Source organism: Klebsiella michiganensis (genome assembly GCA_000963575.1).
GTDB classification, from domain to species: Bacteria; Pseudomonadota; Gammaproteobacteria; order Enterobacterales; family Enterobacteriaceae; genus Cedecea; species Cedecea michiganensis_A.
Genome location: CP011077.1, coordinates 4,909,543 through 4,931,755 on the forward strand (window position 1 = coordinate 4,909,543; position 22,213 = coordinate 4,931,755).

At 56.5% G+C, this 22,213-nt stretch carries 20 protein-coding genes; 3 read left to right on the plus strand and 17 right to left on the minus strand.

From position 1 onward, the window contains the following. Positions 1 to 135: 135 nt before the first annotated feature. Both VW41_22860 and VW41_22865 read right to left on the minus strand, forming a co-directional pair. Positions 136 to 1,458, minus strand: a complete 1,323-nt coding sequence (locus VW41_22860; protein ID AJZ91659.1) for a 6-phospho-alpha-glucosidase — start codon at positions 1,456 to 1,458, stop codon at positions 136 to 138. Then, positions 1,455 to 3,077 (minus strand): PTS system alpha-glucoside-specific transporter subunit IICB, encoded by a 1,623-nt coding sequence (locus tag VW41_22865; GenBank protein ID AJZ91660.1) that lies wholly within the window; start codon positions 3,075 to 3,077, stop codon positions 1,455 to 1,457. Before VW41_22865 ends, VW41_22860 begins: the two co-directional genes overlap by 4 nt. 225 nt (positions 3,078 to 3,302) lie before the next feature. Here VW41_22865 and VW41_22870 point away from each other — a divergent pair, with 225 nt between their 5' ends. Beyond that, positions 3,303 to 4,046, plus strand: a complete 744-nt coding sequence (locus VW41_22870) for a GntR family transcriptional regulator (protein AJZ91661.1) — start codon at positions 3,303 to 3,305, stop codon at positions 4,044 to 4,046. On the opposite strand, the gene VW41_22875 is transcribed toward VW41_22870, so the two are convergent. From VW41_22875 to VW41_22885, 3 genes are all read right to left on the minus strand, one after another. Next, positions 4,041 to 5,699 (minus strand): transporter, encoded by a 1,659-nt coding sequence (locus tag VW41_22875; protein AJZ91662.1) that lies wholly within the window; start codon positions 5,697 to 5,699, stop codon positions 4,041 to 4,043. The genes VW41_22870 and VW41_22875 overlap by 6 nt on opposite strands. A gap of 127 nt (positions 5,700 to 5,826) precedes the next feature. Continuing rightward, positions 5,827 to 6,255 carry a heat shock chaperone IbpB gene (locus VW41_22880; protein AJZ91663.1) on the minus strand — a complete coding sequence of 143 codons (429 nt, stop codon included), beginning with the start codon at positions 6,253 to 6,255 and terminating at the stop codon, positions 5,827 to 5,829. 113 nt (positions 6,256 to 6,368) lie between these two features. Continuing rightward, entirely contained in the window at positions 6,369 to 6,782 is a 414-nt protein-coding gene (locus VW41_22885) for a heat shock protein IbpA (protein ID AJZ91664.1), read from the minus strand. 320 nt (positions 6,783 to 7,102) lie between these two features. On the opposite strand from VW41_22885, the gene VW41_22890 reads away from it, so the two are divergent. Then, positions 7,103 to 7,429, plus strand: a complete 327-nt coding sequence (locus VW41_22890; protein AJZ92063.1) for a hypothetical protein — start codon at positions 7,103 to 7,105, stop codon at positions 7,427 to 7,429. 5 nt (positions 7,430 to 7,434) lie between these two features. Here the strand turns inward: VW41_22890 and VW41_22895 are convergent, their stop codons facing one another. Together VW41_22895 and VW41_22900 are read right to left on the minus strand one after the other, a co-directional pair. Next, entirely contained in the window at positions 7,435 to 8,700 is a 1,266-nt protein-coding gene (locus VW41_22895) for a hypothetical protein (GenBank protein ID AJZ92064.1), read from the minus strand. Positions 8,701 to 8,745: 45 nt separating this feature from the next. Further along, on the minus strand, positions 8,746 to 9,609 hold the full coding sequence (locus VW41_22900) for a LysR family transcriptional regulator (GenBank protein AJZ91665.1): 864 nt from the start codon (positions 9,607 to 9,609) through the stop codon (positions 8,746 to 8,748). Positions 9,610 to 9,739: 130 nt separating this feature from the next. Between VW41_22900 and VW41_22905 the strand changes: the two genes are divergently transcribed. Next, positions 9,740 to 10,861, plus strand: a complete 1,122-nt coding sequence (locus VW41_22905; protein ID AJZ91666.1) for an agmatine deiminase — start codon at positions 9,740 to 9,742, stop codon at positions 10,859 to 10,861. Between the two features lie 36 nt (positions 10,862 to 10,897). Here the strand turns inward: VW41_22905 and VW41_22910 are convergent, their stop codons facing one another. The 10 genes from VW41_22910 to VW41_22955 form a co-directional block, all read right to left on the minus strand. Further along, positions 10,898 to 12,190: a glucarate transporter gene (locus tag VW41_22910; protein ID AJZ91667.1), complete on the minus strand. Its 1,293-nt coding sequence runs from the start codon at positions 12,188 to 12,190 to the stop codon at positions 10,898 to 10,900. A gap of 108 nt (positions 12,191 to 12,298) precedes the next feature. Further along, the gene (locus VW41_22915) at positions 12,299 to 13,447 is read right to left on the minus strand and encodes a galactonate dehydratase (protein AJZ91668.1); all 1,149 of its coding nucleotides are present in this window, start codon (positions 13,445 to 13,447) and stop codon (positions 12,299 to 12,301) included. After that, a complete protein-coding gene (locus VW41_22920; GenBank protein ID AJZ91669.1) occupies positions 13,444 to 14,061 on the minus strand; it encodes a 2-dehydro-3-deoxy-6-phosphogalactonate aldolase in 618 nt (205 codons plus the stop codon). Before VW41_22920 ends, VW41_22915 begins: the two co-directional genes overlap by 4 nt. Further along, positions 14,045 to 14,929, minus strand: a complete 885-nt coding sequence (locus VW41_22925) for a 2-oxo-3-deoxygalactonate kinase (GenBank protein AJZ91670.1) — start codon at positions 14,927 to 14,929, stop codon at positions 14,045 to 14,047. The genes VW41_22920 and VW41_22925 overlap by 17 nt, the downstream gene beginning before the upstream one ends. Beyond that, positions 14,926 to 15,615, minus strand: a complete 690-nt coding sequence (locus tag VW41_22930; protein ID AJZ91671.1) for a galactonate operon transcriptional repressor — start codon at positions 15,613 to 15,615, stop codon at positions 14,926 to 14,928. Before VW41_22930 ends, VW41_22925 begins: the two co-directional genes overlap by 4 nt. Positions 15,616 to 15,842: 227 nt before the next feature. Then, positions 15,843 to 16,655 (minus strand): sugar phosphatase, encoded by an 813-nt coding sequence (locus VW41_22935; protein ID AJZ91672.1) that lies wholly within the window; start codon positions 16,653 to 16,655, stop codon positions 15,843 to 15,845. Positions 16,656 to 16,814: 159 nt separating this feature from the next. After that, on the minus strand, positions 16,815 to 17,213 hold the full coding sequence (locus VW41_22940; protein ID AJZ91673.1) for a hypothetical protein: 399 nt from the start codon (positions 17,211 to 17,213) through the stop codon (positions 16,815 to 16,817). A gap of 231 nt (positions 17,214 to 17,444) precedes the next feature. Further along, positions 17,445 to 19,859 (minus strand): DNA gyrase subunit B, encoded by a 2,415-nt coding sequence (gene gyrB / locus VW41_22945; GenBank protein ID AJZ91674.1) that lies wholly within the window; start codon positions 19,857 to 19,859, stop codon positions 17,445 to 17,447. Positions 19,860 to 19,887: 28 nt separating this feature from the next. Beyond that, positions 19,888 to 20,961 carry a recombination protein F gene (gene recF / locus VW41_22950; GenBank protein ID AJZ91675.1) on the minus strand — a complete coding sequence of 358 codons (1,074 nt, stop codon included), beginning with the start codon at positions 20,959 to 20,961 and terminating at the stop codon, positions 19,888 to 19,890. A 147-nt stretch (positions 20,962 to 21,108) separates the two neighbouring features. Then, the gene (locus tag VW41_22955) at positions 21,109 to 22,209 is read right to left on the minus strand and encodes a DNA polymerase III subunit beta (GenBank protein AJZ91676.1); all 1,101 of its coding nucleotides are present in this window, start codon (positions 22,207 to 22,209) and stop codon (positions 21,109 to 21,111) included. Positions 22,210 to 22,213: the final 4 nt, after the last annotated feature.

Below are 22,213 nucleotides of genomic sequence, written 5' to 3' on the forward strand. Positions count from 1 at the left end.
CAAATAACCTTAATAACACTCCCCCACTGTATCGGGCAGTATAAAAAATGTCCAGTTCGGAGAAGACACTCTGGGAAGAGGCTCGATAAAAAAAGCGCGACGTCTCCGCCGCGCTTCCTAATACGTGAAGAATTCTTATTTCAATTCAGGCCAGTAGTCTTTGTTCGCCTCAACCAGGTCGTCCAGAATCGCTTTGGCGACGGAGGCGCTCGGCACGGTCTTCGACAGGGTGATCGCCTGCCACAGTTTCTGATAAGAACGATGCTCCCAGGCATCCACCACCAGTTTTTCAACGGCGACCTGCTGGCTCATCAGCCCTTTCTGGAACTGAGGGATGTTGCCCACCACCAGCGGCTCCGGTCCGTCTTTGCCCACCAGACAAGGGATTTCAACCATCGCTTCCGGGTCAAAGTTATTAATAGCCCCGTTGTTCGGCACAATCAGCAGCATCCGCTCCTGGGTGTTAAAGGCAATCGCCGTCGCCAGATCAACGATGTAAGAGGCGTGTTCGTCAATTTCCAGCTCGCCCGCGGAGGATTTTCCGGCGCTAATAATCGCGTTACAGGAGCCAAACACATGCTTCTCGCGGTGATCCATCACCTCATTCGCCCGGGTGCGCTGTGGGTTGGAGTGCTGCACCACATAGTCAGGATAGAGGTAGTATTTCAGGTAGGTGTTCGGCAGCGTATCGGGGTCGAGCGCCCAGACGTCTTTTGCTTTGGCAAAAGTATCATTCCAGCTTGCTTCAGTGCCATGCTCGTCCTTGGGTGGAACATAGCCATATTTGGCGACATGTTCGCGGATTTTTGGCATCAAATCATTACCATCTTTATCTTCAACATGGGTCCACCAGCCAAAGTGGTTCAGGCCGTAGTAACGCACCTTCATCTCTTTGCGATCCTTCAGGCCCACAATCTGCGCCATACGGCTTTCAATGCCGATAGGCATATCGCAGATATTGAGGATTTTTGAGTTCGGGCGCAGGCGACGGGTCGCCTCCGCTACAATAGCCGCCGGGTTGGAGTAGTTGAGCATCCAGGCGTTTGGCGAGTATTTTTCCATGTAATCCACCAGCTCCAGCACGCCGCCGATTGAGCGCATGCCGTAGGCTATCCCACCCGGGCCGCATGTTTCCTGCCCCAGCACGCCGTGGCGCAGCGGAATTTTCTCGTCTTTTTCGCGCATCGGATATTTGCCCACGCGGATGTGCGCCATCACAAAATCCACGTCGGTAAACGCTTCCTTCGGATCGGTGGTGTAGCTGAAGTCGATATCCGGCGCCTGCTCTTTCAGGATGATTTTGCAGGCTTCGGCGATAGTTTCCTGACGCGACCCGTCGTTATCGTAGAACTTCAGCGCCCGCAGCGGGAAACGGTTCTGATTCGCCAGCAGCATCAGCACAATGCCTGGAGTAAAAGTACTGCCGCCACCTGCTACAACTACCGAGAATTTTTTCATGATACTGCCTCCGTCATGGATGGGTGTTCGTTTGAAGTTTGCTCTTTGATAAGGGTTTCAATCTGGTCGCGAATTTGTGGCACATGCAGCCCGACAATCACCTGAATGCCGTTGCCGCTGCGCACCACGCCGTGAGCGCCAAGGGCTTTAAACACGTCATCGGCTTCGGTCAAAGCCATGTCGGCAAGCGTGATACGCAGACGAGTCGCACAGTTGTTCAGGCTGGCGATGTTCGCCGCACCGCCGAGCGCCTGGAGGAAGCCATGGGCCTGGCCGTGTTTTGCATCCTGGCTAACCGCCGCGCTGGTTTGCTGCCGTGCCGCCTGATAGTCGGCCTTGCTATAGAGTTTGATCTCGCTGTCTTCCCGGCCCGGCGTTTTCAGGTTGAAGCGCAGAATCAGAGCGCGGAAGACCACGAAGTAGACGCCGGTAAAGGCGATGCCGATACCTATCTGGGTAAAGACCATTGCGGCGTGGTTATGGAACATGGGGATCCAGTTTTGCGGCAGGAACTGGTCAAGCAGGCCGCCGCCCATGTTGCCCACCACGCCTGCCATGTACATCACCGTTGCCATTGAGGCGGCCAGGAAGGCGTGAACGGCAAACAGCAGCGGAGAGATAAACAGGAAGGTGAATTCCAGCGGTTCGGTGATGCCAACTAACATGGCGGTCAGCGTCGCGGGGATCAGCAGCCCGGCCACCTTCACTCGGTTTTGCGGCGAGGCGGTGTAGTAAAGCGCCAGCGCGATGCCCACCGAGCCGAACACTTTCGAGTTGCCGTGCAGGGCGAAACCGCCTTCAGGGAACAGGGATTTGAGCGACGCGGTGCTCTGGCTGAACTCTTGCAGATGCTGCGCCCAGTACACCTGAATGCCGCCTTCAACCGCCGCCGGGCCAAAAATGAACGGGCCATAGACAAAGTGGTGCAGCCCGGTTGGGATCAGGATGCGCTCGAGGAAGGTGTATACCCAGACGCCAAGCGCCCCGGCGCTGCGTAAAAATGCCTGCAGCGACTCGATGCCGAGCTGAACTTTTGGCCAGCCGAGCAGCGTCAGCCAGGCACAGGGGATCATCACCAGGAAGGCCACAATCACCACAAAAGAGCTGCCCTGGAAAATGCCGAGGAACACTGGCAGCGGCTTATCGAAATAGCGGTTGTGAATCGCGGTCACAATGCCGGAGATAACAATCGCGCCGATGATGCTGGTGTCGAGCGTTTTAATCCCGGCCATCATAGTCAGGCCGCTGCCTGCCGTAGGTTCGAGGCTAAAATCGACGCCGAAGTAGTGCCCCCACGTCATCCCCATCGCGTTGATGAAGTAGTTCCAGGTTAAAAAACTCACCAGCACCGCCAGGCATGCACGCCCCTGAGCCTGTTTCGCCAGGCCAATGGGCAAACCAACGGCAAAAATCAGCGGCATATTACGGAACACCGTCCAGCCACCTTCCTCGATGATATGAACAATTTGAGCAAACAGGGTGTCAGGTGCGGTGAGCGCTTCACCGACAAACAGCGGGTTGCGAAGCATAATGGCAAGCCCGACCACGATCCCGGCAAAGGGGAACAACAAAACCGGGGTAAACATTGCACCACCAAAACGTTGTATTTGACTGAGCATTTTTAAATCCTCATGTAACAACTTCGTAGGGGAAGAGGCAGCCTTATTTTTTTAGTCTGGCCTGAAGCTGAGGATATGAGGGCGGGTGGTGGCTCGCCGCTTCAGGCGCGGCGATTCGTGATCGCATTCATGGTTTTTATTTGGCCAAAGTTGTCTACTTTTAAAGTAAAAACTAGACAATTAATCGACATATAACGGCGGGATAAAGCCTGGAGATGTCCACATATGATCTACAAATCCATTGCCGACCGGCTTCGGCTACGGCTTAACTCTGCGGACTACACCATCGGCAGCCCATTGCCTGGGGAAAAGAAGCTTGCTGAAGAGTTTGGCGTCTCAAGAATGACCATCCGTAAAGCGGTGGATTTGCTTGTGGGCTGGGGGCTGGTTAATCGCCGTCAGGGCAGCGGCACCTGGGTCACCAAGAAAGATGTTCACCACGAAACCACTAACCTCACCGGTTTTGTGGAGGTGATGCGCAGCCAGGGGAAAGAGGTGCTGAGTGAGGTACTGGAGTTTAACGTAATGCCCGCGCCCCCGGCGATTGCCAGCCTGCTGCGCATTAAGATCGACGAAAAAATTTATTACTCGCGACGCGTGCGTGCCGTGGGCGGCAAGCCGCTGATGGTGGAAGACAGCTATATGCCGGTCAAACTCTTTCGTAATCTGTCCCTTGCCCACCTTGAGGGGTCAAAATTCAGCTATATCGAAGATGAATGCCAGATAGTCATCAGCGGCAACTATGAAACACTGACCCCGGTGCTCGCCGATAGCAAAACGGCGAAGTTGCTGAACATCGCAGAGGCGACGCCTATTCTGCGCATCACGTCGCTCTCTTACAGCGATAAAGGCGAGTTTCTTAACTATTCGGTAATGTTCAGAAATGCCAGCGAATATCAGGTGGATTATCACCTGCGTCGGGATCATTCGAGAGTGCCGCCCGGGCAGCCGGGCGGCAGTGAGCTATAGCCCCCAGAACAGCAGCGCCAGCAGCTGAGGAGTGATGATGCGCAGGAACATCACCAGCGGGTAAACCGTGGCGTAAGAAAGCGCTGCGGCTCCGCTGGTCGCATGCAGCCCGTTGGCGAAGGCCAGCGCGGGGGGGTCAGTCATCGAGCCCGCCAGCATGCCGCACAGCGTCAGGTAGTTCATCTTCGCCAGCAGGCGAGCAAGCAGGCCGACGGTAATCAGCGGCACGGCCGTGATCAGAATACCGTAGCCAATCCAGCTCACCCCGTCGCCCACCAGCAGCGTGTCGATGAAGTCACCACCTGACTTGAGCCCGACTACCGCCAGAAACAGGACGATGCCCAGCTCGCGCAGTGCCAGGTTCGCGCTCGGCGGCATAAACCAGTAAAGCTTCCCGATGCTGCCGATGCGCCCGAGGATCAGCGCCATAATCAGCGGCCCGCCAGCCAGCCCAAGACGCAGCGCCGCCGGGAAGCCGGGGATAAACAGCGGAATGGAGCCCAGCAATACGCCAAGCCCGATGCCGATAAACACCGGCAGCATTTGCACCTGCTGCAGCTTGTGCTGCGCGTTGCCCACTTCAGCCGCTACCGCATCTATCGACTGCGGGCGTCCGACCAGGTTGAGGATATCGCCGAACTGCAGGCTGGCGCTGCTGCTGGCCACCAGCTCGACCCCGGCGCGGTTAAGGCGCGAAATCACCACGTCGTATTTCTGCTTCAGATGCAGATCGCGGATCTTCTTGCCTAAAACCTTCTCGTTGGTCACCACCACGCGTTCAACCCGCAGATCCGTGCCTCGCGTTGAAAGCGAGGTATCCACTTCGTTACCGATCACCAACCGCGCTTTGTGCAGATCCTTTTCCGCCCCGACCAGGTGCAGCAGATCGCCGGTCTGGACGAGAGTGCCCGGGGAAGGCACCATCAGCAGCTCCCCGCGTTTGAGCCGGGAGCAGATAATCTCGTCCCCGTTAAGGATAGGGATGTCCTGAATCGCCAGGCCGTTCAGATTTGGGTTGGCAACGCAAATATTGATGGTGTGCAGCTGAGCGTGATTTTGCCCGCTGCTGGCTTCAAACTGCTGCGCTTCTTTGTCGAGGCTGACCCGAAACACTATGCGCAGCAGCCACATGGTCAGCAGAATGCCGCAAATCCCAAACGGGTAAGCCATCGCGTAGCTCATCCCCATTTGGTCAACCAATTGTCCGGGCGTGCCGAGATCGGTGAGGATCTGCTGCCCTGCCCCCAGTGCCGGCGTATTGGTAACGGCGCCGGAGAAGATCCCCAGCACCACCGGCAGCGGAACATCAAACAGCATGTAGACAGCGGTAGTGACCAGCGCGCCCAGCCCAACGATGAGAATGGCGAACAGATTAAGCCGCAGGCCGGAAACCCGGAGCGAAGAGAAGAAACCGGGGCCGACCTGGATGCCTATCGTGTAAACAAACAGGATCAACCCAAATTCCTGGATAAAGTGCAGCATGTCGCCGTTCAGGCCAATCCCGGCCTGATTCACAAAGTGGCCGACAATGATGCCGCCAAACAGCACGCCCCCGATACCGAATCCCACCCCGCGGATCTTGATATTGCCGATCCACAATCCCACGACGGCGACCAGCGCCAGCATGCTGACGGTTAACGCTATTCCACTCATATATCATCCCTGTGAATAACATTATTGTTACTAAGGATTCTGGCAGAGCTACGGGGAGGATAATGGGGCGTGGAGCACAAAAAAGGCCCCATTTTCCGGGGCCTTAATACTCAAAAGAGAAACTTAATTAGCTATTCAGCGCGGGGCGTTCGCTAATGGCGATCCGCTGCGGAGCAACCTCTTCCGGGATTTCACGCACCAGGTCAATGTGCAGCAAACCGTTAGTGAACGTTGCCCCGGAGACCTGCATATGCTCGGCCAGGGTAAAGCTCAGGCTGAACGGCTGAGTCACCAGCCCCTGATGCAGCCAGTTGATCTCTTTTTCCGGTTTAACCGGGGTGCCTTTCACGCTCAGGCGGGTGCCTTCCAGCTCGATATCGAGATCTTCCTGGCGGAAACCGGCCAGCGCCAGCGTGATGCGATAATGGTTATCGTCACTTTTTTCGATGTTGTACGGCGGGAAGCCCTGGCTTTCACCGCTGGACTGCAGCGCGCTAGCCAGTTTATCGAAGCCGATCCATTGACGCAGCAGTGGGGATAAATCGTAGTTACGCATAGTGTTTTCTCCTTCTTTGAAGCAAGAAATAACCTGCCCGCATGCGAACGGGCATTGGCTCCCTGACGGCAAGCCAGCTTGATGACAGGTCGCGCACGGCGCGACCCCATGAATTAGTTGATTTCGATGCGGCGAGGCTTCATCGACTCTGGAATTTCACGCTCCAGATTGATGTACAGCAGGCCGTTGACCAGGTTTGCTCCGCGGACGTGGATGTTTTCCGCCAGCTGGAATTTGCGCTCGAAGTTGCGCTCGGCAATGCCCTGGTAGAGGTATGTGCGCTCTTGCTGCTCGTCGGCGTGCGCGCCTTTGACAATAAGCAGGTTGTCCTGAGCGGTGATATCCAGTTCGCTTTCTGCGAAGCCCGCGACGGCAATGGCGATGCGATAGTGGTTTTCATCCACTAATTCAACGTTGTACGGAGGGTAGCCGCCGTTGCTTTGGCTCTGGTTGCTTTCTAACAGATTAAACAGACGGTCGAAACCGATGGCGGAACGGTACAACGGAGAAAGATCGAAGTTACGCATAATAAAAAGCTCCTGAAATCAGCGAGTAAGTTGTAAAAGCCTTCCAGTCGGACAGGCCATGAACCTGAGCACCCAATCGGCGTACTCGTTTTGGTTACCCTACTAAAATGTGGCTCGCTTAAAATTTTTCAAGGCACTTTGCTGCAAATTTTTTGCGTCCTGAGGTTTCCTTACATAGACTGGAAAACAGCATAAAAGGTTAAAAATATGCGATAGCCGCCACAGAGCGGAATGACGGGCATTTTTATACCATGGGCGGATGCTATAACTCCGCAGGTGCTGGTACTCCGCCAGCCATTGAAGATGACAGCAAAATGATAATGAGAAACTGGTTTCCAACTCTGGTGATTAGCAGCGGGCTGTTATTGCTGACCGGCTGCTCCAGTATGATGTCACACAGCGGCGGCAAAGAGGGCGTGTACCCGGGTACCCGAGCCAGTGCGGCAACGCTTGGCGACGACGACACCAGTTGGGCAATCAAGCCTCTGGTTGCGCTGGATCTGCCCTTCACTGCGGTGCTCGATACCGTGCTCCTGCCGTGGGATATATTCCGTAAAGATAACTCTGTGAGATCGCGCGTGGAAGCCAGCGAGAAACAGAATCTGGCGACTAACTCCGTTATCCCACCGGCAGAACTTCCTCACTAAGCACCTTAAAGCCCGGTTTCCGCACTCCACAGCTGGCGGAAGCCGTCGATGTCCTGCATCCAGGCAATCTGCTTGCCGTCCGGGGAGAAGACGATAGCCTCGCCGGAAGGATCTTCGCCCTCCGCGGCACTTAATGGCGTAATTACCCCACTTTGCGCGTCACACAGCACCACGCGCCCCTGCTGCACAAATCCCAGCACGTTTCCGGCAGGATGCCAGTTAAAGGCCGACTGAATGCCATGCTCACCCCAGGTTACCTGCCGGGGCTCGCCGCCGTTCGGGGAAAGCATCCAAAGCTGCACCACGCCGCTGTCGTCCCGCATCAGGAAGGCAAGCTGGCTCCCGTCCGGGCTACTGCGTATCCAGTGCCGGGGCTGATTTACCAGGCCCGGATAACGGCGCTGATGGGTAAAGGTTAACCGACGTTGTAGCACGCCTCGTGGCGGCGCTGGCAGCGTGGTGTCGGTGCCGCACAGCGGTTCGCTGCCGGCCAGCTGATAAGCCTGCGCTTCGTCAGGCAGGTCCACGATAAACAGCTCTGGCACTTTTTCGCCGCTTGCCGACCGGGTATCGCCGATAAACGCCAGCGCCCAGCGCTGAACGCTTCCGTCTGGCTTCCGGTAACCGTGCTCGCCTACCCAGCCTTCTTCGTAGGCGCGGTTAATCTCATCGCTGCCGGGCTGTGGCTCAGGCGTTGTGCGGCTCACCAGCACGCAATAATGGCTGCCGTCGTATTCTCGCGGATGCTGTTTTGGCGGCGTGACGGGGCCAAAAGGCAGCGCAACGCCGACGTTGCGCAGATCGAGATACGCATCAAGCTCGCGCATGACATGGTCGTTGTAGGTAAAGCTCAGGCGGCTGCCGTCCGGGCTCCAGACATGAACATGGCTGCCGCCGCGCAGCGCGCCTGGGGTATAGGGCGAGGTAATGTCCATCGCATCAAGGTTGCTGGCCTCCCCCTGCTCCACGACCACGCCGCGACGGTGGTGAAAGTCATAGTGCCAGTCGGCGTCCGGGTTCTCCGGGCCGTGAATAAAGACGTAGCGCTCCGGCTGCTGTGGGTTGACGGTCACCACGCCAACGTGAGCGCCTTCGGGAGCGCGATAGACCACCTCGACGTCGCCATTCCGGGTATTAACTCGCTCAATGGTGGCGCCAGTGAAGGAGGCACCCGATGGCCGCACGTCAAAGGCCAGCCACTGGCCGTCCGGCGTCCAGGTGTTGATGTTAGTAAGCTGATGATTACGCGGTGCGAAGGTGAGTTGTTTGATCACGGTTTTGCCCTGAAGCGCTGAGTACGCCTCAGGGTAAAAGAATTAGTCCGGCCTTTCCACTTTGCCCCGCAGCCACGCACAAAACTGGCGGGTTAACGGGTCATTTTCACTTTCCCGGTGGATGAGCCACGCCCAGTCCGCGCCGCGCACGGTTTGCTCCACCAGCGGGATAAGCTGCTCATTTGTCCTTTTTCTGTCTGCCAGCAGTTGGCTGACAAGCGCAATACCCAGCCCGTCGGCAGCGGCGTCAAGCAACAACCCAGGATCGGAGAAATTCATCCCCTGGCTTTGCTGGCCGACATCCACACCGCCAGCCACGCTCCAGTGCTCCCAGCTCATCTCGCGCTCGCCGTGAAGCGTTGTTCGCTGCTCTACCGGCATAGCCTGCAAACTGGGGTGGCAGGCCGGATAAAGTCTATCCTTGTACAACACCTCAAAAATGCACTCCGCCTGCTGGCTGACATCATCCCGAATAGCCACATCGATGGTTTCGCTGGCCATGTCCGGCGGGTCAAAACTGGTGAACAGCCAAAGATCGGTCTCCGGGTACTGGCGTGTAAAGTCCGCCAGATTGGGCAACAGCCAGTGCCTGGCGAAAGCCGGCGTGGTGTTCACGATAAGCTGGTTCGGCTTGCGGTACTGATCGAGCCGACGAATACCGACGGCCAGCTGTTGCAGCATGACCTGTGCGGTGCTGTAAAGATCCTGGCCGGCGTCAGTCAGGCTGACGCTTCTCCCGCTGCGAAAAAACAGCGGCTGTTCGAGGTAAGCCTCCAGGCTGCGGATCTGCTGACTGATAGCCGACTGGGTCAGGTGGAGTTCTGCGGCGGCCTGATGAAAGCTTCCCAGGCGCGCGGCGGCCTCAAACCCTCGCAGGGCATTTAACGGTGGCCAGTGTTTTAGCATTTCAATAAGCCAGGCTAATCAGATGTCCGCTAAATATATCGTTGGAAGCCGAATTCAGCCAGTGATGAAATATTCACCTGTAGCACTGAGCAGAATTTCTTAAGTCTAAATACCTACACGGGAGTCCGGTATGTCAACGCGTCGTGAATTTATTAAATGTGCCTCGGTACTGGCCGGGATGGGTATGGCAGGCTCTCTGGGGCTGCCGTTATCCGCTCTCGCGGCGGCGAACGCCGGCTGGCGTATGCCGGACGAAGGGGAACAGCAGCAGCGCGCATTTATCGCGTTTGGCGCACAGCGCGCGATATGGAAAGATTTTACCCCCGACGTACAGGCCGCTTTGGGGCGCATCGCCCGCGCTATCGCCGGTTACCAGCCGCTGACGGTCTTTTGCCGTGAACAGGAACGCACGCTGGCGGAGGAAAAATGTGGCAGCCACAACGTGACTTACGTGACGACCGAGCTGGACGACATCTGGATGCGGGACACCGGCGCGTGCTTTGTCACTTCGCCAGAAGGAAAGCTCGGCGCAGTGGGCTTTAACTTCAACGGCTGGGGCAATAAGCAGCGGCACAGCAAAGACACGAAGCTGGCGGCGTTTATGGCCGAAAAATACGATGCAGCGCCGTTCATCCGCAGCGCGCTGACGGGCGAAGGCGGCGGTATTGAGGTGGATGGAAACGGTACCGGCATCATGACCGAAAGCAGCTGGGTCAACGACAACCGCAATCCCGGCTGGAGCCGCGATCGGGTTGAACAAGAGCTGAAAACGCAGCTTGGCCTGAGAAAAATCATCTGGCTGCCGGGTATTAAAGGGAAAGACATCACCGACGCCCACGTCGATTTTTATGCCCGCTTTGTTAAGCCAGGCGTGGTCATCGCCAATCTCGATCCCGACCCGGACTCCTGGGATCACAAGGTGACGCAGAGACACCTGGATATTCTCAGACAGGCAACCGATGCCGATGGCCGACCGCTGCAGGTGCACAGCGTCACGCCGCCGCAGGAACCACGCGAGAGCCGTTTTAGCGAAGATAACCCGGATTTTGCCGCCGGGTACATCAACTACTTCGTGATAAACGGCGCGATTATCGCCCCGGAGTTTGGCGATGAAGAAACGGATGAAGCGGCGTTTCGCCTGCTGTCGACGCTATACCCTGAGCGGGAGGTCGTGCAGCTTAACATCGACGCGATTGCCGCCGGTGGCGGGGGAATTCACTGCGTGACGAATCAGTTACCCGCAGTGAAATAACAGCCGGGAGCGCACCTCGCGCTCCCTTTCTCATTCTCAGCCAACCCTTTCCACTTTCCCCACCAGCAGGATGTAGGAAAGCGCGCCAAGCAGAGCGACCGCCGCGATATACACCAGCGCCGGAGCAAAACCGTGGCTTTGGGCAAGATAGCCGATCACCAGCGGTACGGTAATACCGCCGAGGCCACCGACAAAGTTAAATACGCCCCCCGTCAGGCCAATCAGTCGCATTGGTGCAAGGGAGGACACCAGGGACCAGGTGATGGAGGCGAAGCCGTTGCCGAAGAAGGCAATCGCCATCAGGGTCATAATCCACACCGGATCTTCAGTGTAGTTGGCGCCCATAATGCAGGTGGAGAGCAGCAAACCGCAGATGATTGGCGTTTTACGTGCAATTCCCAGCGAATAGCCTTTGCGCACCAGGCGGTCGGCAACCCAGCCGGACAGCAACACCCCGAAGAAGGCCGCCAGGAACGGCACCGTCGTCATAAAACCGGCCTTCAGCGCGGTAATGCCTTTTTCCTGGGTCAGATAGTTCGGGAACCAGGTCAGGAAGAACCACAGCGTCGACGCTACCGCGAACTGCCCCAGATAAACGCCCACCAGCTTACGGTGGAACACCAGTTTCCAGTCGGCCAGGCTTAACGGCTTGCGCGCTTTCTTTTCGACCGGCGCATCGCCATCAACCAGGCCACCCCCCTCGCGAATATAGTCCAGCTCGGCGGAGTTAATGCCCTTGCTCTTACGCGGCGGCTGATAAACCTTAAACCAGATAATCGACCAGATGATGCCGATTCCGCCGGTCACGATAAACACCCAGTGCCAGCTTGAAATTTCTTGGATCCAGATAAGCAGCGGCGTCAGAAACGCCAGACCAACAAACTGCCCGGAGGTGTAAAAGCCCACCGCAGAAGCACGTTCGTGCTCAGGGAACCAGCTCGTCACCATGCGGTTGTTAGTCGGGAAAGCAGGCGCTTCAAAAATACCGGTGATAGCACGCAGGCCAATCAGCGACATCAGGCCGGTCGCAAACCCCTGGAACAGCGTGGCGACGGACCAGCCCATAATGGCAATAAAATAGGTCAGGCGAGATCCCACGCGATCCAGGAACCAGCCGCCCGGGATCTGGCACAGCGTATAAAGCCAGGCAAAAGCCGAGAAGATGTAGCCCATCTCCGTTTTGGTAATACCAAACTCTTCCTGAATATGAGCCGACGCAACCGCCAGGTTGGCGCGGTCAACGTAGCAAATCACCACCGTAATAAAGATCATCACCAGCGTTAAATAACGGCGGCGCGTAGGTTTCACCACAGTTGCAGAAATATCCATGATATTTCATCTCCAAAATTTGGCATGGCGAAGCTACTCACCATGCCCTGTTATACAGAGGGTGTTTATAATGTTTTATTTTTTACTGCTGACTTCTGGCGTTATTTTTTACCATTCAGCCACGGAACCGTCGGCGTGACGCCATAAAGGATTTCGCCAGTCGGTAACGTTTTTACTGCGGGCAATCACCTGCTCTTCGTCAATTTCAACCCCAAGGCCGGGCTTCATCAGCGGCAGGAAATAACCGCCATCCATTTTGAAGTCTTCTTTGTTTTTCACGAAGTCGAGCAGCTCTGCACCTTTGTTATAGTGAATGCCCATGCTTTGCTCCTGGAATACCGCATTACGGGAAACAAAGTCGATGTGCAAACAGGCTGACAGCGCAATCGGCCCCAGCGGGCAATGAGGTGCCAGAGACACATCGTAAGCCTCTGCCATACCGGCAATTTTGTAGCATTCAGTGATACCGCCGGCATGCGAGAGATCCGGCTGCAGAATGGCAATCCCGCCCCCTTCCAGTACGCGCTTAAATTCAAAACGAGAAAACATGCGCTCACCCGCCGCAATAGGAATATGCGTTTGTGCCGCCAGCCGCGGATAATATTCCGCCTGCTCTGCCAGAACCGGCTCTTCAATAAACAGGGGACGATATGGCTCCAGCTCTTTAATTAATACTTTCGCCATTGGGGCGCTAACCCGTCCGTGGAAATCAAGACCAAATTCAATTTCATTCCCGAAGGCTTCACGAATTTGCGCGACCGTATTGACGGCTGCATCAACGGCACGGGAATTATCAATAATGCCCATTTCTTCGCAGCCGTTTAATTTAAAAGTATCGAAACCAATATTGCGTAAGGATTTAATCCCGTCGATCACCTCCGCCGGACGATCGCCGCCAACCCAGCTGTAGGCTTTAATTTTATCCCGCACCAGGCCACCCATCAGCTGCCACACCGGCGCGTTGAGCACCTTACCTTTAATATCCCACAGTGCCTGATCGATCCCGGCAATCGCACTCATCAGAATCGGGCCGCCGCGGTAGAAGCCACCGCGATACATCACCTGCCACAGGTCGTTAATGCGGGCCGGATCCTGTCCAATCAGGTACTCGCCTAGTTCATGAACCGCCGCCTCAACGCTGCGGGCGCGGCCTTCGATGACCGGCTCGCCCCAGCCGACTACGCCTTCGTCTGTCTCAATTTTCAGGAACATCCAGCGGGGCGGTAAACGGTACGTCGTCAGTTTAGTAATTTTCATTGCACGGCCTCTTGATACGCTTTAACAAATGCTTTTGCCCTTTCGCTGGTGCGGCTCACCGGCTGCCCGGCACGGTACAAATCGCTGCCCAACCCGGCGCCGGCGCAGCCAGCCTGCAGCCAGATGTGCAGGTTTTCCGGCGTGACGCCGCCGACGGCAAACACCGGCACCTCCGGTGGAAGCACGGCTTTCAGCGCCTTGATGTAGTCCGGCCCGAAGGCAGAAGAAGGGAAAATTTTCAGCGTCTGGGCGCCCGCATCCAGAGCGGAAAAGGCTTCAGAGGCCGTCGCACAGCCCGCACAAACCGTCATGCCGCTTGCGACGGCGCGACGGATCACGTCCGGCTGTGTGTTTGGCGTGACCATCAGTTTGCTGCCCATCGCCGCCAGCTCATCCACCTGCTCCGTCTTGAGCACCGTACCCGCCCCGATCAGCGCTTTATCGCCAAAGGCCACCACCATTGAGGCAATGCTTTGCTGCCACTGCGGTGAGTTGAGGGGAATTTCCACCGCATCAAACCCGGCGTCCAGCAGCGCGCTCACATGCGCCTGAACCTCCTGCGGGGTGATGCCGCGTAAAATCGCGATCAGCGGAAGCTTAGTTTGCCACTGCATTTGCAATACTCCTTATTCCTGCCTGGAAAGCATTGTCGCCATCGACCGCCTGGCTGCTAAAGCCAAGCTGGGATAAAGCCGCTTGATAGCGAGCACTAAGCGCCGGGTTGGCAACAATGGTGACAGGCTGCCCGACCGGACAGGCAAAGCGGCGCGTCATCGTCGCCACTTCACTGCCAATCAACAGCCCGGAAAGGAAATCGCTGACCTGCTCTCGCGGTAGCTGGCCCAGTACGTGAGCGGCACGCACCTCAAATAATTGCGGCAGCAGGTCGCCGGCATTGATCCCGCGATCGAGCCCGGCGTTAAACGCCTCAGGGCAGGCCTGTTGTTCCGGCAGACCGGTACCAATCAGAGAGTGTTGAAGCAGCAGGTGATGCAGTTCACCGGTCAATACGGTGCGGAAATCAAGCACCGACTCTTCATCCGTCCGCACCCATTTGCAGTGGGTCCCGGGCATAATATAAAGCGGAGCAGGCTGCAGCGAGCGGGCACCCAGCAGCTGGGTCTCTTCGCCGCGCATCACGTTTTGGTTGTCTTCGCGCTGAACGCACAGGCCAGGGATGATCCACACCTGCTCAGCCACGGCGGTCATCTGCTCGCTGAAAGTGGAAAAACGAGCGGGGCAAGGCAGGTACGGGGCAATTTTCCAGCCGGCGTTACTGCCGACCATCCCGGCCATCAGCACCGGCGTTGGCGTTTCTCGCCAGCCGGCAACAATCTCACTAAACACCGCCGCCGGAGACCTGCCGCCCAGGCGCGTAACGCCTGAAGTACTTTTGCGGCTGTCGATGCACACTTCATCCTGGTAGAGCCAGGCGCGAAGGTTGGTCGATCCCCAGTCAATGGCGATGTAGCGAGATGTCATGTAATGTCCTTTAGTCGTTTAGTGGAGCTGGCGATCATGGTGAGCGCCGCCTGCTCCGCTGCCGCGCTGTCCTGATGACGGATCGCGTCATACAGCGCTTTATGTTCCTGAAGGGTTCTCGGCATATTGGCCTCATCGCCCATCCAGGTTCGCTCAAAAACGGCCCGCTGCAGGGAACTGATAGCAATGCTCAGCTGCTGCAGCACCGGGTTATGCACGGACTCCAGCACCGCTTCGTGATAACGGATATCCGCCTCGTTAAACGCATCGCGGTTCTGGTTATTCGCCACCATATCGTTCAGAGCGCCTTCTATTCGGGCCAGGTCATTCGACGTAGCGCGCTCCGCAGCCCAGCGGGCAATGGCGGGTTCAACCAGATTTCGCACTTCACTCATCGCGGCGATGAGCCGCGGGTCGTAATCGTTCGCCAGCACCCACTGCAGTACCTCTGTATCGAGATAGTTCCACTGGTTACGGGGCTGAACGAACGCGCCGCGATAGCGTTTCATTTCAATGAGCCGCTTCGCCATGAGCGAGCGAAACACTTCCCGGATGATGTTGCGCGAAGTTTCAAACTCTTCGCACAGATCGGCTTCTGCCGGTAATGCCGCCCCCGGCGCGTATTTACCACTCACGATTTGCTGGCCCAGCGTGACGATGATGCGGTCGGTTTTATTGAGGGTCATGACGGGTTCCTTGTTCACAAAGTCTTACCCGCTACTTTACCGCTCCCGCTGAATTTCACCGCATTTTTGAAGTACAAATGTGAGACCAGCTGCCGTTTCATTGCGCCCAATGTAGTACAATATATTCATGTTGTACTACAATATGGATCACATATTAGGCAACTGATGAGCAAAAGGATAAAAAAAAGCCCCGGCAGAGCCAGGGCAGCAGGAGAGAGTGCAAGAGGTTAGTTCAGCACAAACTTCTCGATAGCGTAGGCGACGCCGTCCTCCAGGTTGGATTTGGTGACAAAGTTGCTGACTTCTTTCACTTTGTCGATAGCGTTGTCCATTGCCACACCCATGCCCGCATATTCCAGCATCGCAATGTCGTTTTCCTGATCGCCAATGGTCATCACTTCTTCAGGCTTAATGCCCAGCTTTTCCGCCAGCGACTTCACGCCGGTGCCTTTGTTAACGCGCTTGTCGAGAATTTCCAGGAAATAAGGCGAGCTTTTCAGCAGCGTGTAGCGCTCAAAAACTTCAGCAGGAATTTTGGCGATGGCCTTGTCGAGAATAGCTGGCTCGTCAATCATCATGACCTTCAGGAACTCGCCGTTTTTATCCATGTTTTCCGCTTCGCAGAACATCAGCGGAATGCTGGCGATAAAGGATTCATGCACCGTGTAATAGCTGATATCGCGGTTGGCTGTGTACAGGGTGTGGCGATCGAGCGCGTGGAAGTGCGAGCCCACTTCCCGGGACAGGTTTTCCAGGTAGCGATAGTCGTCATAGCTCAGTGCCGTCTGGGCAACCGTGCTGCCGTCGCTCGCCTTCTGCACCAGCGCCCCGTTATAGGTGATGCAGTAGTCGCCGGGCTTATCCATATGCAACTCACGCAGGTAGCTTTCAACGCCAGCAAACGGACGGCCGGTACAGATAACGACGTTCACGCCGCGCTCGCGTGCCGCCGCAACGGCCTGCTTTACCGCCTGGGAAATGGTGTGGTCTGGCAGCAGCAGCGTGCCATCCATATCAATTGCAATCAGTTTTATGGCCATGGGATCTTCAGAGGTAATGGATTTATCCCATGCTAACGCGATTCCGCTCAAAAAACAGCAGCAAACGGCGGGGAAAAGGGGGATTAGAGTCGACGGGCAAACTCCTCTTTTCAGCGAGGAGGAACGCCCCGGCACCATTGCCGGGGCCAGTACAGAAAATTAGCTGAAAAGCTTACCTTTCAGCAAGTTAACACCCGCGCTTAGCAGGTCATTATGGGCTTCCGGCGTCACTTCGCCGTTTGGCGACAGCGCGTCTATCACCTTCGGCAGATATTCCGCCAGTAAAGCGGAAGCCGAGCCGGTGTCCACGCCCAGCTTTTCCCCCAGCGCCGCAACGGACGGCGAACCCAATGCCTGGGTTATCTGGTCGCCGCTCAGGGACTGGTTTGTACTATTGCTGCTGAGCCACGAGGAAACAATTTCGCTTAAGCCGCCCTGACGCAGCTTGTCCAACAGCGCCTGAATCCCGCCCTGCTGCTCAACCCAACTTAGAATGGCCTGATATTTACCGGCGTCGCCGTTCAGCAGCGAGCCCGCAACCTGATCAAAAAGTCCCATGGGGTTTCCCTCTGTGATGTAGAAATTCGACAACGCAAAGTATAGCGCCCATAAAAAAAGCCGTGCTAAAAGCACGGCTCCATCACGATGGTGATACAAACATATTGATGCGATACCAGAGAGCATCAAAAAATAAACCAGGAAAATCAATTTATTGATTTTCGAGTGCTAACCACAAAGAAGGAAAAAGCCGTGCTAAAAGCACGGCTCTTCAGTCTGGCTGGGCTTGCCTTAGATATCGATGTTCGCCGCTTTCAGGGCGTTCTCTTCGATAAATGCACGACGTGGTTCAACCGCGTCGCCCATCAGGGTGGTAAACAGCTGGTCGGCAGCAATCGCGTCTTTAACGGTAACGCGCAGCATGCGGCGGCTGTCCGGATCCATGGTGGTTTCCCACAGCTGCTCCGGGTTCATCTCGCCCAGACCTTTATAACGCTGGATAGCCAGGCCACGACGGGACTCTTTCTGCAGCCACTCCAGCGCCTGTTCGAAGCTGGTTACCGGCTGACGGCGCTCGCCGCGTTCGATAAACGCATCTTCCTCAATCAGGCCACGCAGCTTCTCACCCAGTGTGCAAAGACGGCCATATTCGCCCCCTTCAACAAACTCTTTTTCCAGCACGTAGTCGGTGTCCACGCCGTGAGTACGCACGCGTACAATCGGCTCAAACACGTTCAGCTCGCTGTTGTGGTGAATATCGTATTTCCAGGTGCTGCCGTGCTGCTCTTTTTCGTTCAGCGTCGCGGTCAGCGCAGAAATCCACTGCGTCACTTTCGCTTCATCGGCCAGGTCGGACGCCTGCAGCGTTGGGTGATACACCAGGTTGTTCAGCAGGTTGCGCGGGTAACGGCGCTCCATGCGGCCAATCATTTTCTGCGCGGCGTTGTATTCCGCCACCAGCTTCTCAAGCGGCTCACCGGCCAGAGCAGGCGCACTGGCATTGGCGTGCAGGGTCGCACCTTCAAGAGCGATAGAGATCTGGTACTGATCCATCGCTTCATCGTCTTTGATGTACTGTTCCTGTTTGCCTTTCTTCACTTTGTACAGCGGGGGCTGTGCAATGTAGACGTGGCCACGTTCAACGATTTCCGGCATCTGACGGTAGAAGAAGGTCAACAGCAGCGTACGAATGTGGGAGCCGTCGACGTCCGCATCGGTCATGATGATGATGCTGTGGTAGCGCAGCTTGTCCGGGTTGTATTCGTCACGGCCAATGCCGCAGCCCAGCGCGGTAATAAGCGTTGCCACTTCCTGAGAGGAAAGCATCTTGTCGAAGCGCGCCTTCTCAACGTTGAGGATTTTCCCCTTCAACGGCAGGATCGCCTGGTTCTTACGGTTACGCCCCTGTTTTGCAGAGCCGCCCGCAGAGTCCCCTTCCACAAGGTACAGTTCAGACAGCGCCGGGTCGCGTTCCTGGCAGTCCGCCAGCTTGCCCGGCAGGCCAGCCAGATCCAACGCACCTTTACGGCGGGTCATTTCACGCGCACGACGTGCAGCTTCACGCGCACGCGCCGCATCAATAATTTTGCCCACGACGATTTTCGCGTCAGACGGGTTTTCCAGCAGGTATTCGGCCAGCAGTTCGTTCATCTGCTGCTCAACCGCGGATTTCACTTCCGAAGAAACCAGTTTGTCTTTGGTCTGAGAAGAGAACTTCGGATCCGGCACTTTCACGGACACTACGGCAATCAGGCCTTCACGCGCATCGTCACCGGTGGCGCTGACTTTGGCTTTTTTGCTGTAGCCTTCTTTGTCCATGTAGGCGTTCAGGGTACGGGTCATCGCCGCACGGAAGCCCGCAAGGTGAGTACCGCCATCGCGCTGAGGAATGTTGTTGGTGAAGCAGTAGATGTTTTCCTGGAAACCGTCGTTCCACTGCAGCGCCACTTCCACGCCGATGCCGTCTTTTTCAGTGCTGAAATAGAACACGTTCGGGTGAATCGGGGTTTTGTTCTTGTTGAGGTATTCAACAAACGCCTTGATACCACCTTCGTAGTGGAAGTGGTCCTGTTTGCCGTCGCGCTTGTCGACCAGGCGGATAGACACGCCGGAGTTCAGGAACGACAGCTCGCGCAGGCGCTTAGCCAGGATTTCGTATTCGAATTCGGTGACGTTGGTAAAGGTTTCATGGCTCGGCCAGAAGCGAACCTGAGTCCCGGTGACATCGGCATCACCGGTCACAGCCAGCGGGGCCTGCGGCTCACCGTGGATGTAGGTTTGCTGGTGCACTTTACCTTCGCGGCGAATCACCAGCTCCAGCTTCTGAGACAGGGCGTTAACCACCGAGACGCCTACGCCGTGCAGGCCGCCGGACACCTTGTAGGAGTTATCATCGAACTTCCCGCCGGCGTGCAGTACGGTCATGATAACCTGCGCCGCAGAGACCCCCTCTTCCGGGTGAATACCGGTCGGGATGCCGCGGCCATCATCGGTTACCGAGACGGAGTTATCCGCGTGGATAGTGACCACGATGTCTTTACAGTGGCCCGCGAGCGCTTCGTCGATAGCGTTATCCACGACCTCAAATACCATGTGGTGCAGACCGGTGCCGTCATCCGTATCGCCGATATACATGCCCGGGCGCTTACGTACCGCATCCAGCCCCTTAAGGACTTTGATACTGGAGGAGTCATAAGAATTCGACATCAACGTTTCTCGCTCATTTAATCTTGGGTTAATCCGCTATTTTACCCTGATCCACGGCGAACATCTTTGAATTTTTGTCCGCCATATCCATCACATGTTCGGCGCTGATCGCGCTAACAAAAACTTGTGACTCCGTGGCCTTTAACCGGCTGGCCAACAGGCCGCGCCTGGCATCATCCAGTTCAGAGGCAAAATCATCAATCAGATACAGGCAACGCCGCCCGTTCTGCCGGGTGAGAAACTCACCCTGCGCCAGTCGTAAGGCGCACATCAGTAATTTAAGCTGCCCGCGCGAGAGCGTGTCTTCGACCGGCGCCCCGTCGGCACGGATACGAAAATCCGCTTTATGCGGGCCGTGCGCAGTATAGGTCAGCATCCGGTCGCGTTCGAAATTGCGCTCCAGCACTTCGCTATAGTCGCTCTCTTTCTCCCAGCCGCGCTGGAAGGAGAAGCTAAGGGCAAATTCCGGTAAAAACTGTGCGCAGGTATCCGCCATATCTTCCGCAATGGCGGCGCTGTAATCGGCGCGCCAGCGGCTGATTTGCTCTGCCAGCGGAATCAGCTCCTGATCCCACGGGCGCAGCTGCGCGTAGCGTGTCACCTGGCGCAACGCGGCGTTACGTTGCTTCAGCAGGCGTTTGAGGTTACTCCAGGCCACAAAAAAGCCGGGTTCATTGTGAAAGCAGCCCCAATCAAGGAAAGCTCTACGGTATTTGGGGCCGCCGCCCAGCAAAGTAAACCCCTCCGGGGTAATCAGCTGCATCGGCATCATCATCGCCAGTTCGGCGATTTTGTGGCCGTCGCTGCCGTCAATACGCACTTTGCTGTCGCCGGTACGGTCTTTGGTCAGGCCGATAGCGGTTTCCCTTTCACCGTCCTGAAGCCGCCCGTGCAAGACAAAAGCGTCCTGCTCATGACGGATCACGCGTTCAATTTTCAGGCTGCGAAAAGCGCGACCGTGCCCGAGGGTATAAATCGCCTCAAGCACGCTGGTTTTGCCGCTACCGTTAGCACCAACCAGAAAATTAAAGCCAGGAGAAAGAGCGAGATCCGCGTTTTCGATGTTGCGAAAGTCTTTAATCAGTAGGCGCGTCAGTGACATATATCAGAGCATCTTTTCAGGGGCGTAGGTGTCGCAGCCAGTTCGTTTATCGCCAGCGCACAGAAAGCGGAGCGTACACGAAGTACGTGAGCATTTCGAGCACTGCCGGGAGACGAAATGGCAAGTAAACCAGCCCCTTTTCAAGCGCTATAAACGCATCGGCATAACAACATAGGCCGCCGCCTGACTCGCCGCGTCTTCAATCTGCACGCTAGAAACGGAGTCGGTCAGCAGAATGCGGACGTTCTCGCACTTCAGGGCGTTCAGCACGTCCAGCACGTAGCTGACGTTGAAGCCGATTTCCATCTCGGTACCGTCGTAGGAAACGTCCAGAATCTCTTCTGCCTCTTCCTGCTCCGGGTTGTTTGCCGTGATTTTCAGCTGATTTTCGCTGACGAACAGGCGCACGCCGCGGAATTTCTCGTTCGACAAGATAGCCGCGCGGGCAAACGCCTGCTTCAGCAGGTCACAGCCCGCATCCAGGTGTTTATCCGGGTTTTTCGGCAGCACGCGACGGTAGTCCGGGAAGCGGCCATCCACCAGCTTGGAGGTAAAGATGAAGTCACCGACGTGAGCGCGAATGTTGTTGCTGCCGATTTGCACGCGCAGCGGAGTTTCACCGCCGTCGAGCATACGCATCAGCTCAATCACGCCCTTACGCGGCACGATAACCGAATGATTTGGCAAAGGCTGGCCAACCGGCATTGAACAGACCGCCAGGCGGTGGCCGTCCGTTGCAACGGTACGCAGATCTTCGCCTTCGGTTTCGAACAGCATGCCGTTCAGGTAATAACGAACGTCCTGATGCGCCATAGAGAACTGCGTGGCTTCGATCAGGCGCTTCATGGTCGCCTGCGGCAGGGTAAATTCTACCTCGCTCTGCCAGTCGTCCAGGTTAGGGAAGTCCGCCGCCGGCAGAGTGGAAAGCGAGAAGCGGCTACGCCCGGAGCGCACCAGCATGCGGTCGCCCTCCAGCTGTACCGCAATTTCAGCCCCTTCCGGCAGACCACGACAGATATCGAAGAATTTACGTGCCGGTACGGTCGTAGCCCCAGGTTCATGAGGCTGTACCAGCGCCACGCGCGCCACCATCTCCATTTCCAGATCGGTACCGGTTAAAGAGAGTGCACCTTCAGCCACCTGCAGCAGCAGGTTACCCAGGATAGGCAGAGTCGGGCGGCCTCCGAGGGGGCCACTTACCTGCTGCAGCGGTTTTAATAAATGTTCACGTTCAACGGTAAATTTCATAGCG

Coding starts and splice junctions, on each gene's coding strand:
- VW41_22860 (AJZ91659.1), bottom strand. CDS start 1,458: ATGAAAAAATTCTCGGTAGTTGTAGCAGGTGGCGGCAGTACTTTTACT.
- VW41_22865 (AJZ91660.1), bottom strand. CDS start 3,077: ATGCTCAGTCAAATACAACGTTTTGGTGGTGCAATGTTTACCCCGGTT.
- VW41_22870 (AJZ91661.1), top strand. CDS start 3,303: ATGATCTACAAATCCATTGCCGACCGGCTTCGGCTACGGCTTAACTCT.
- VW41_22875 (AJZ91662.1), bottom strand. CDS start 5,699: ATGAGTGGAATAGCGTTAACCGTCAGCATGCTGGCGCTGGTCGCCGTC.
- VW41_22880 (AJZ91663.1), bottom strand. CDS start 6,255: ATGCGTAACTACGATTTATCCCCACTGCTGCGTCAATGGATCGGCTTC.
- VW41_22885 (AJZ91664.1), bottom strand. CDS start 6,782: ATGCGTAACTTCGATCTTTCTCCGTTGTACCGTTCCGCCATCGGTTTC.
- VW41_22890 (AJZ92063.1), top strand. CDS start 7,103: ATGAGAAACTGGTTTCCAACTCTGGTGATTAGCAGCGGGCTGTTATTG.
- VW41_22900 (AJZ91665.1), bottom strand. CDS start 9,609: ATGCTAAAACACTGGCCACCGTTAAATGCCCTGCGAGGGTTTGAGGCC.
- VW41_22905 (AJZ91666.1), top strand. CDS start 9,740: ATGTCAACGCGTCGTGAATTTATTAAATGTGCCTCGGTACTGGCCGGG.
- VW41_22910 (AJZ91667.1), bottom strand. CDS start 12,190: ATGGATATTTCTGCAACTGTGGTGAAACCTACGCGCCGCCGTTATTTA.
- VW41_22915 (AJZ91668.1), bottom strand. CDS start 13,447: ATGAAAATTACTAAACTGACGACGTACCGTTTACCGCCCCGCTGGATG.
- VW41_22920 (AJZ91669.1), bottom strand. CDS start 14,061: ATGCAGTGGCAAACTAAGCTTCCGCTGATCGCGATTTTACGCGGCATC.
- VW41_22925 (AJZ91670.1), bottom strand. CDS start 14,929: ATGACATCTCGCTACATCGCCATTGACTGGGGATCGACCAACCTTCGC.
- VW41_22930 (AJZ91671.1), bottom strand. CDS start 15,615: ATGACCCTCAATAAAACCGACCGCATCATCGTCACGCTGGGCCAGCAA.
- VW41_22935 (AJZ91672.1), bottom strand. CDS start 16,655: ATGGCCATAAAACTGATTGCAATTGATATGGATGGCACGCTGCTGCTG.
- VW41_22940 (AJZ91673.1), bottom strand. CDS start 17,213: ATGGGACTTTTTGATCAGGTTGCGGGCTCGCTGCTGAACGGCGACGCC.
- gyrB (AJZ91674.1), bottom strand. CDS start 19,859: ATGTCGAATTCTTATGACTCCTCCAGTATCAAAGTCCTTAAGGGGCTG.
- recF (AJZ91675.1), bottom strand. CDS start 20,961: ATGTCACTGACGCGCCTACTGATTAAAGACTTTCGCAACATCGAAAAC.
- VW41_22955 (AJZ91676.1), bottom strand. CDS start 22,209: ATGAAATTTACCGTTGAACGTGAACATTTATTAAAACCGCTGCAGCAG.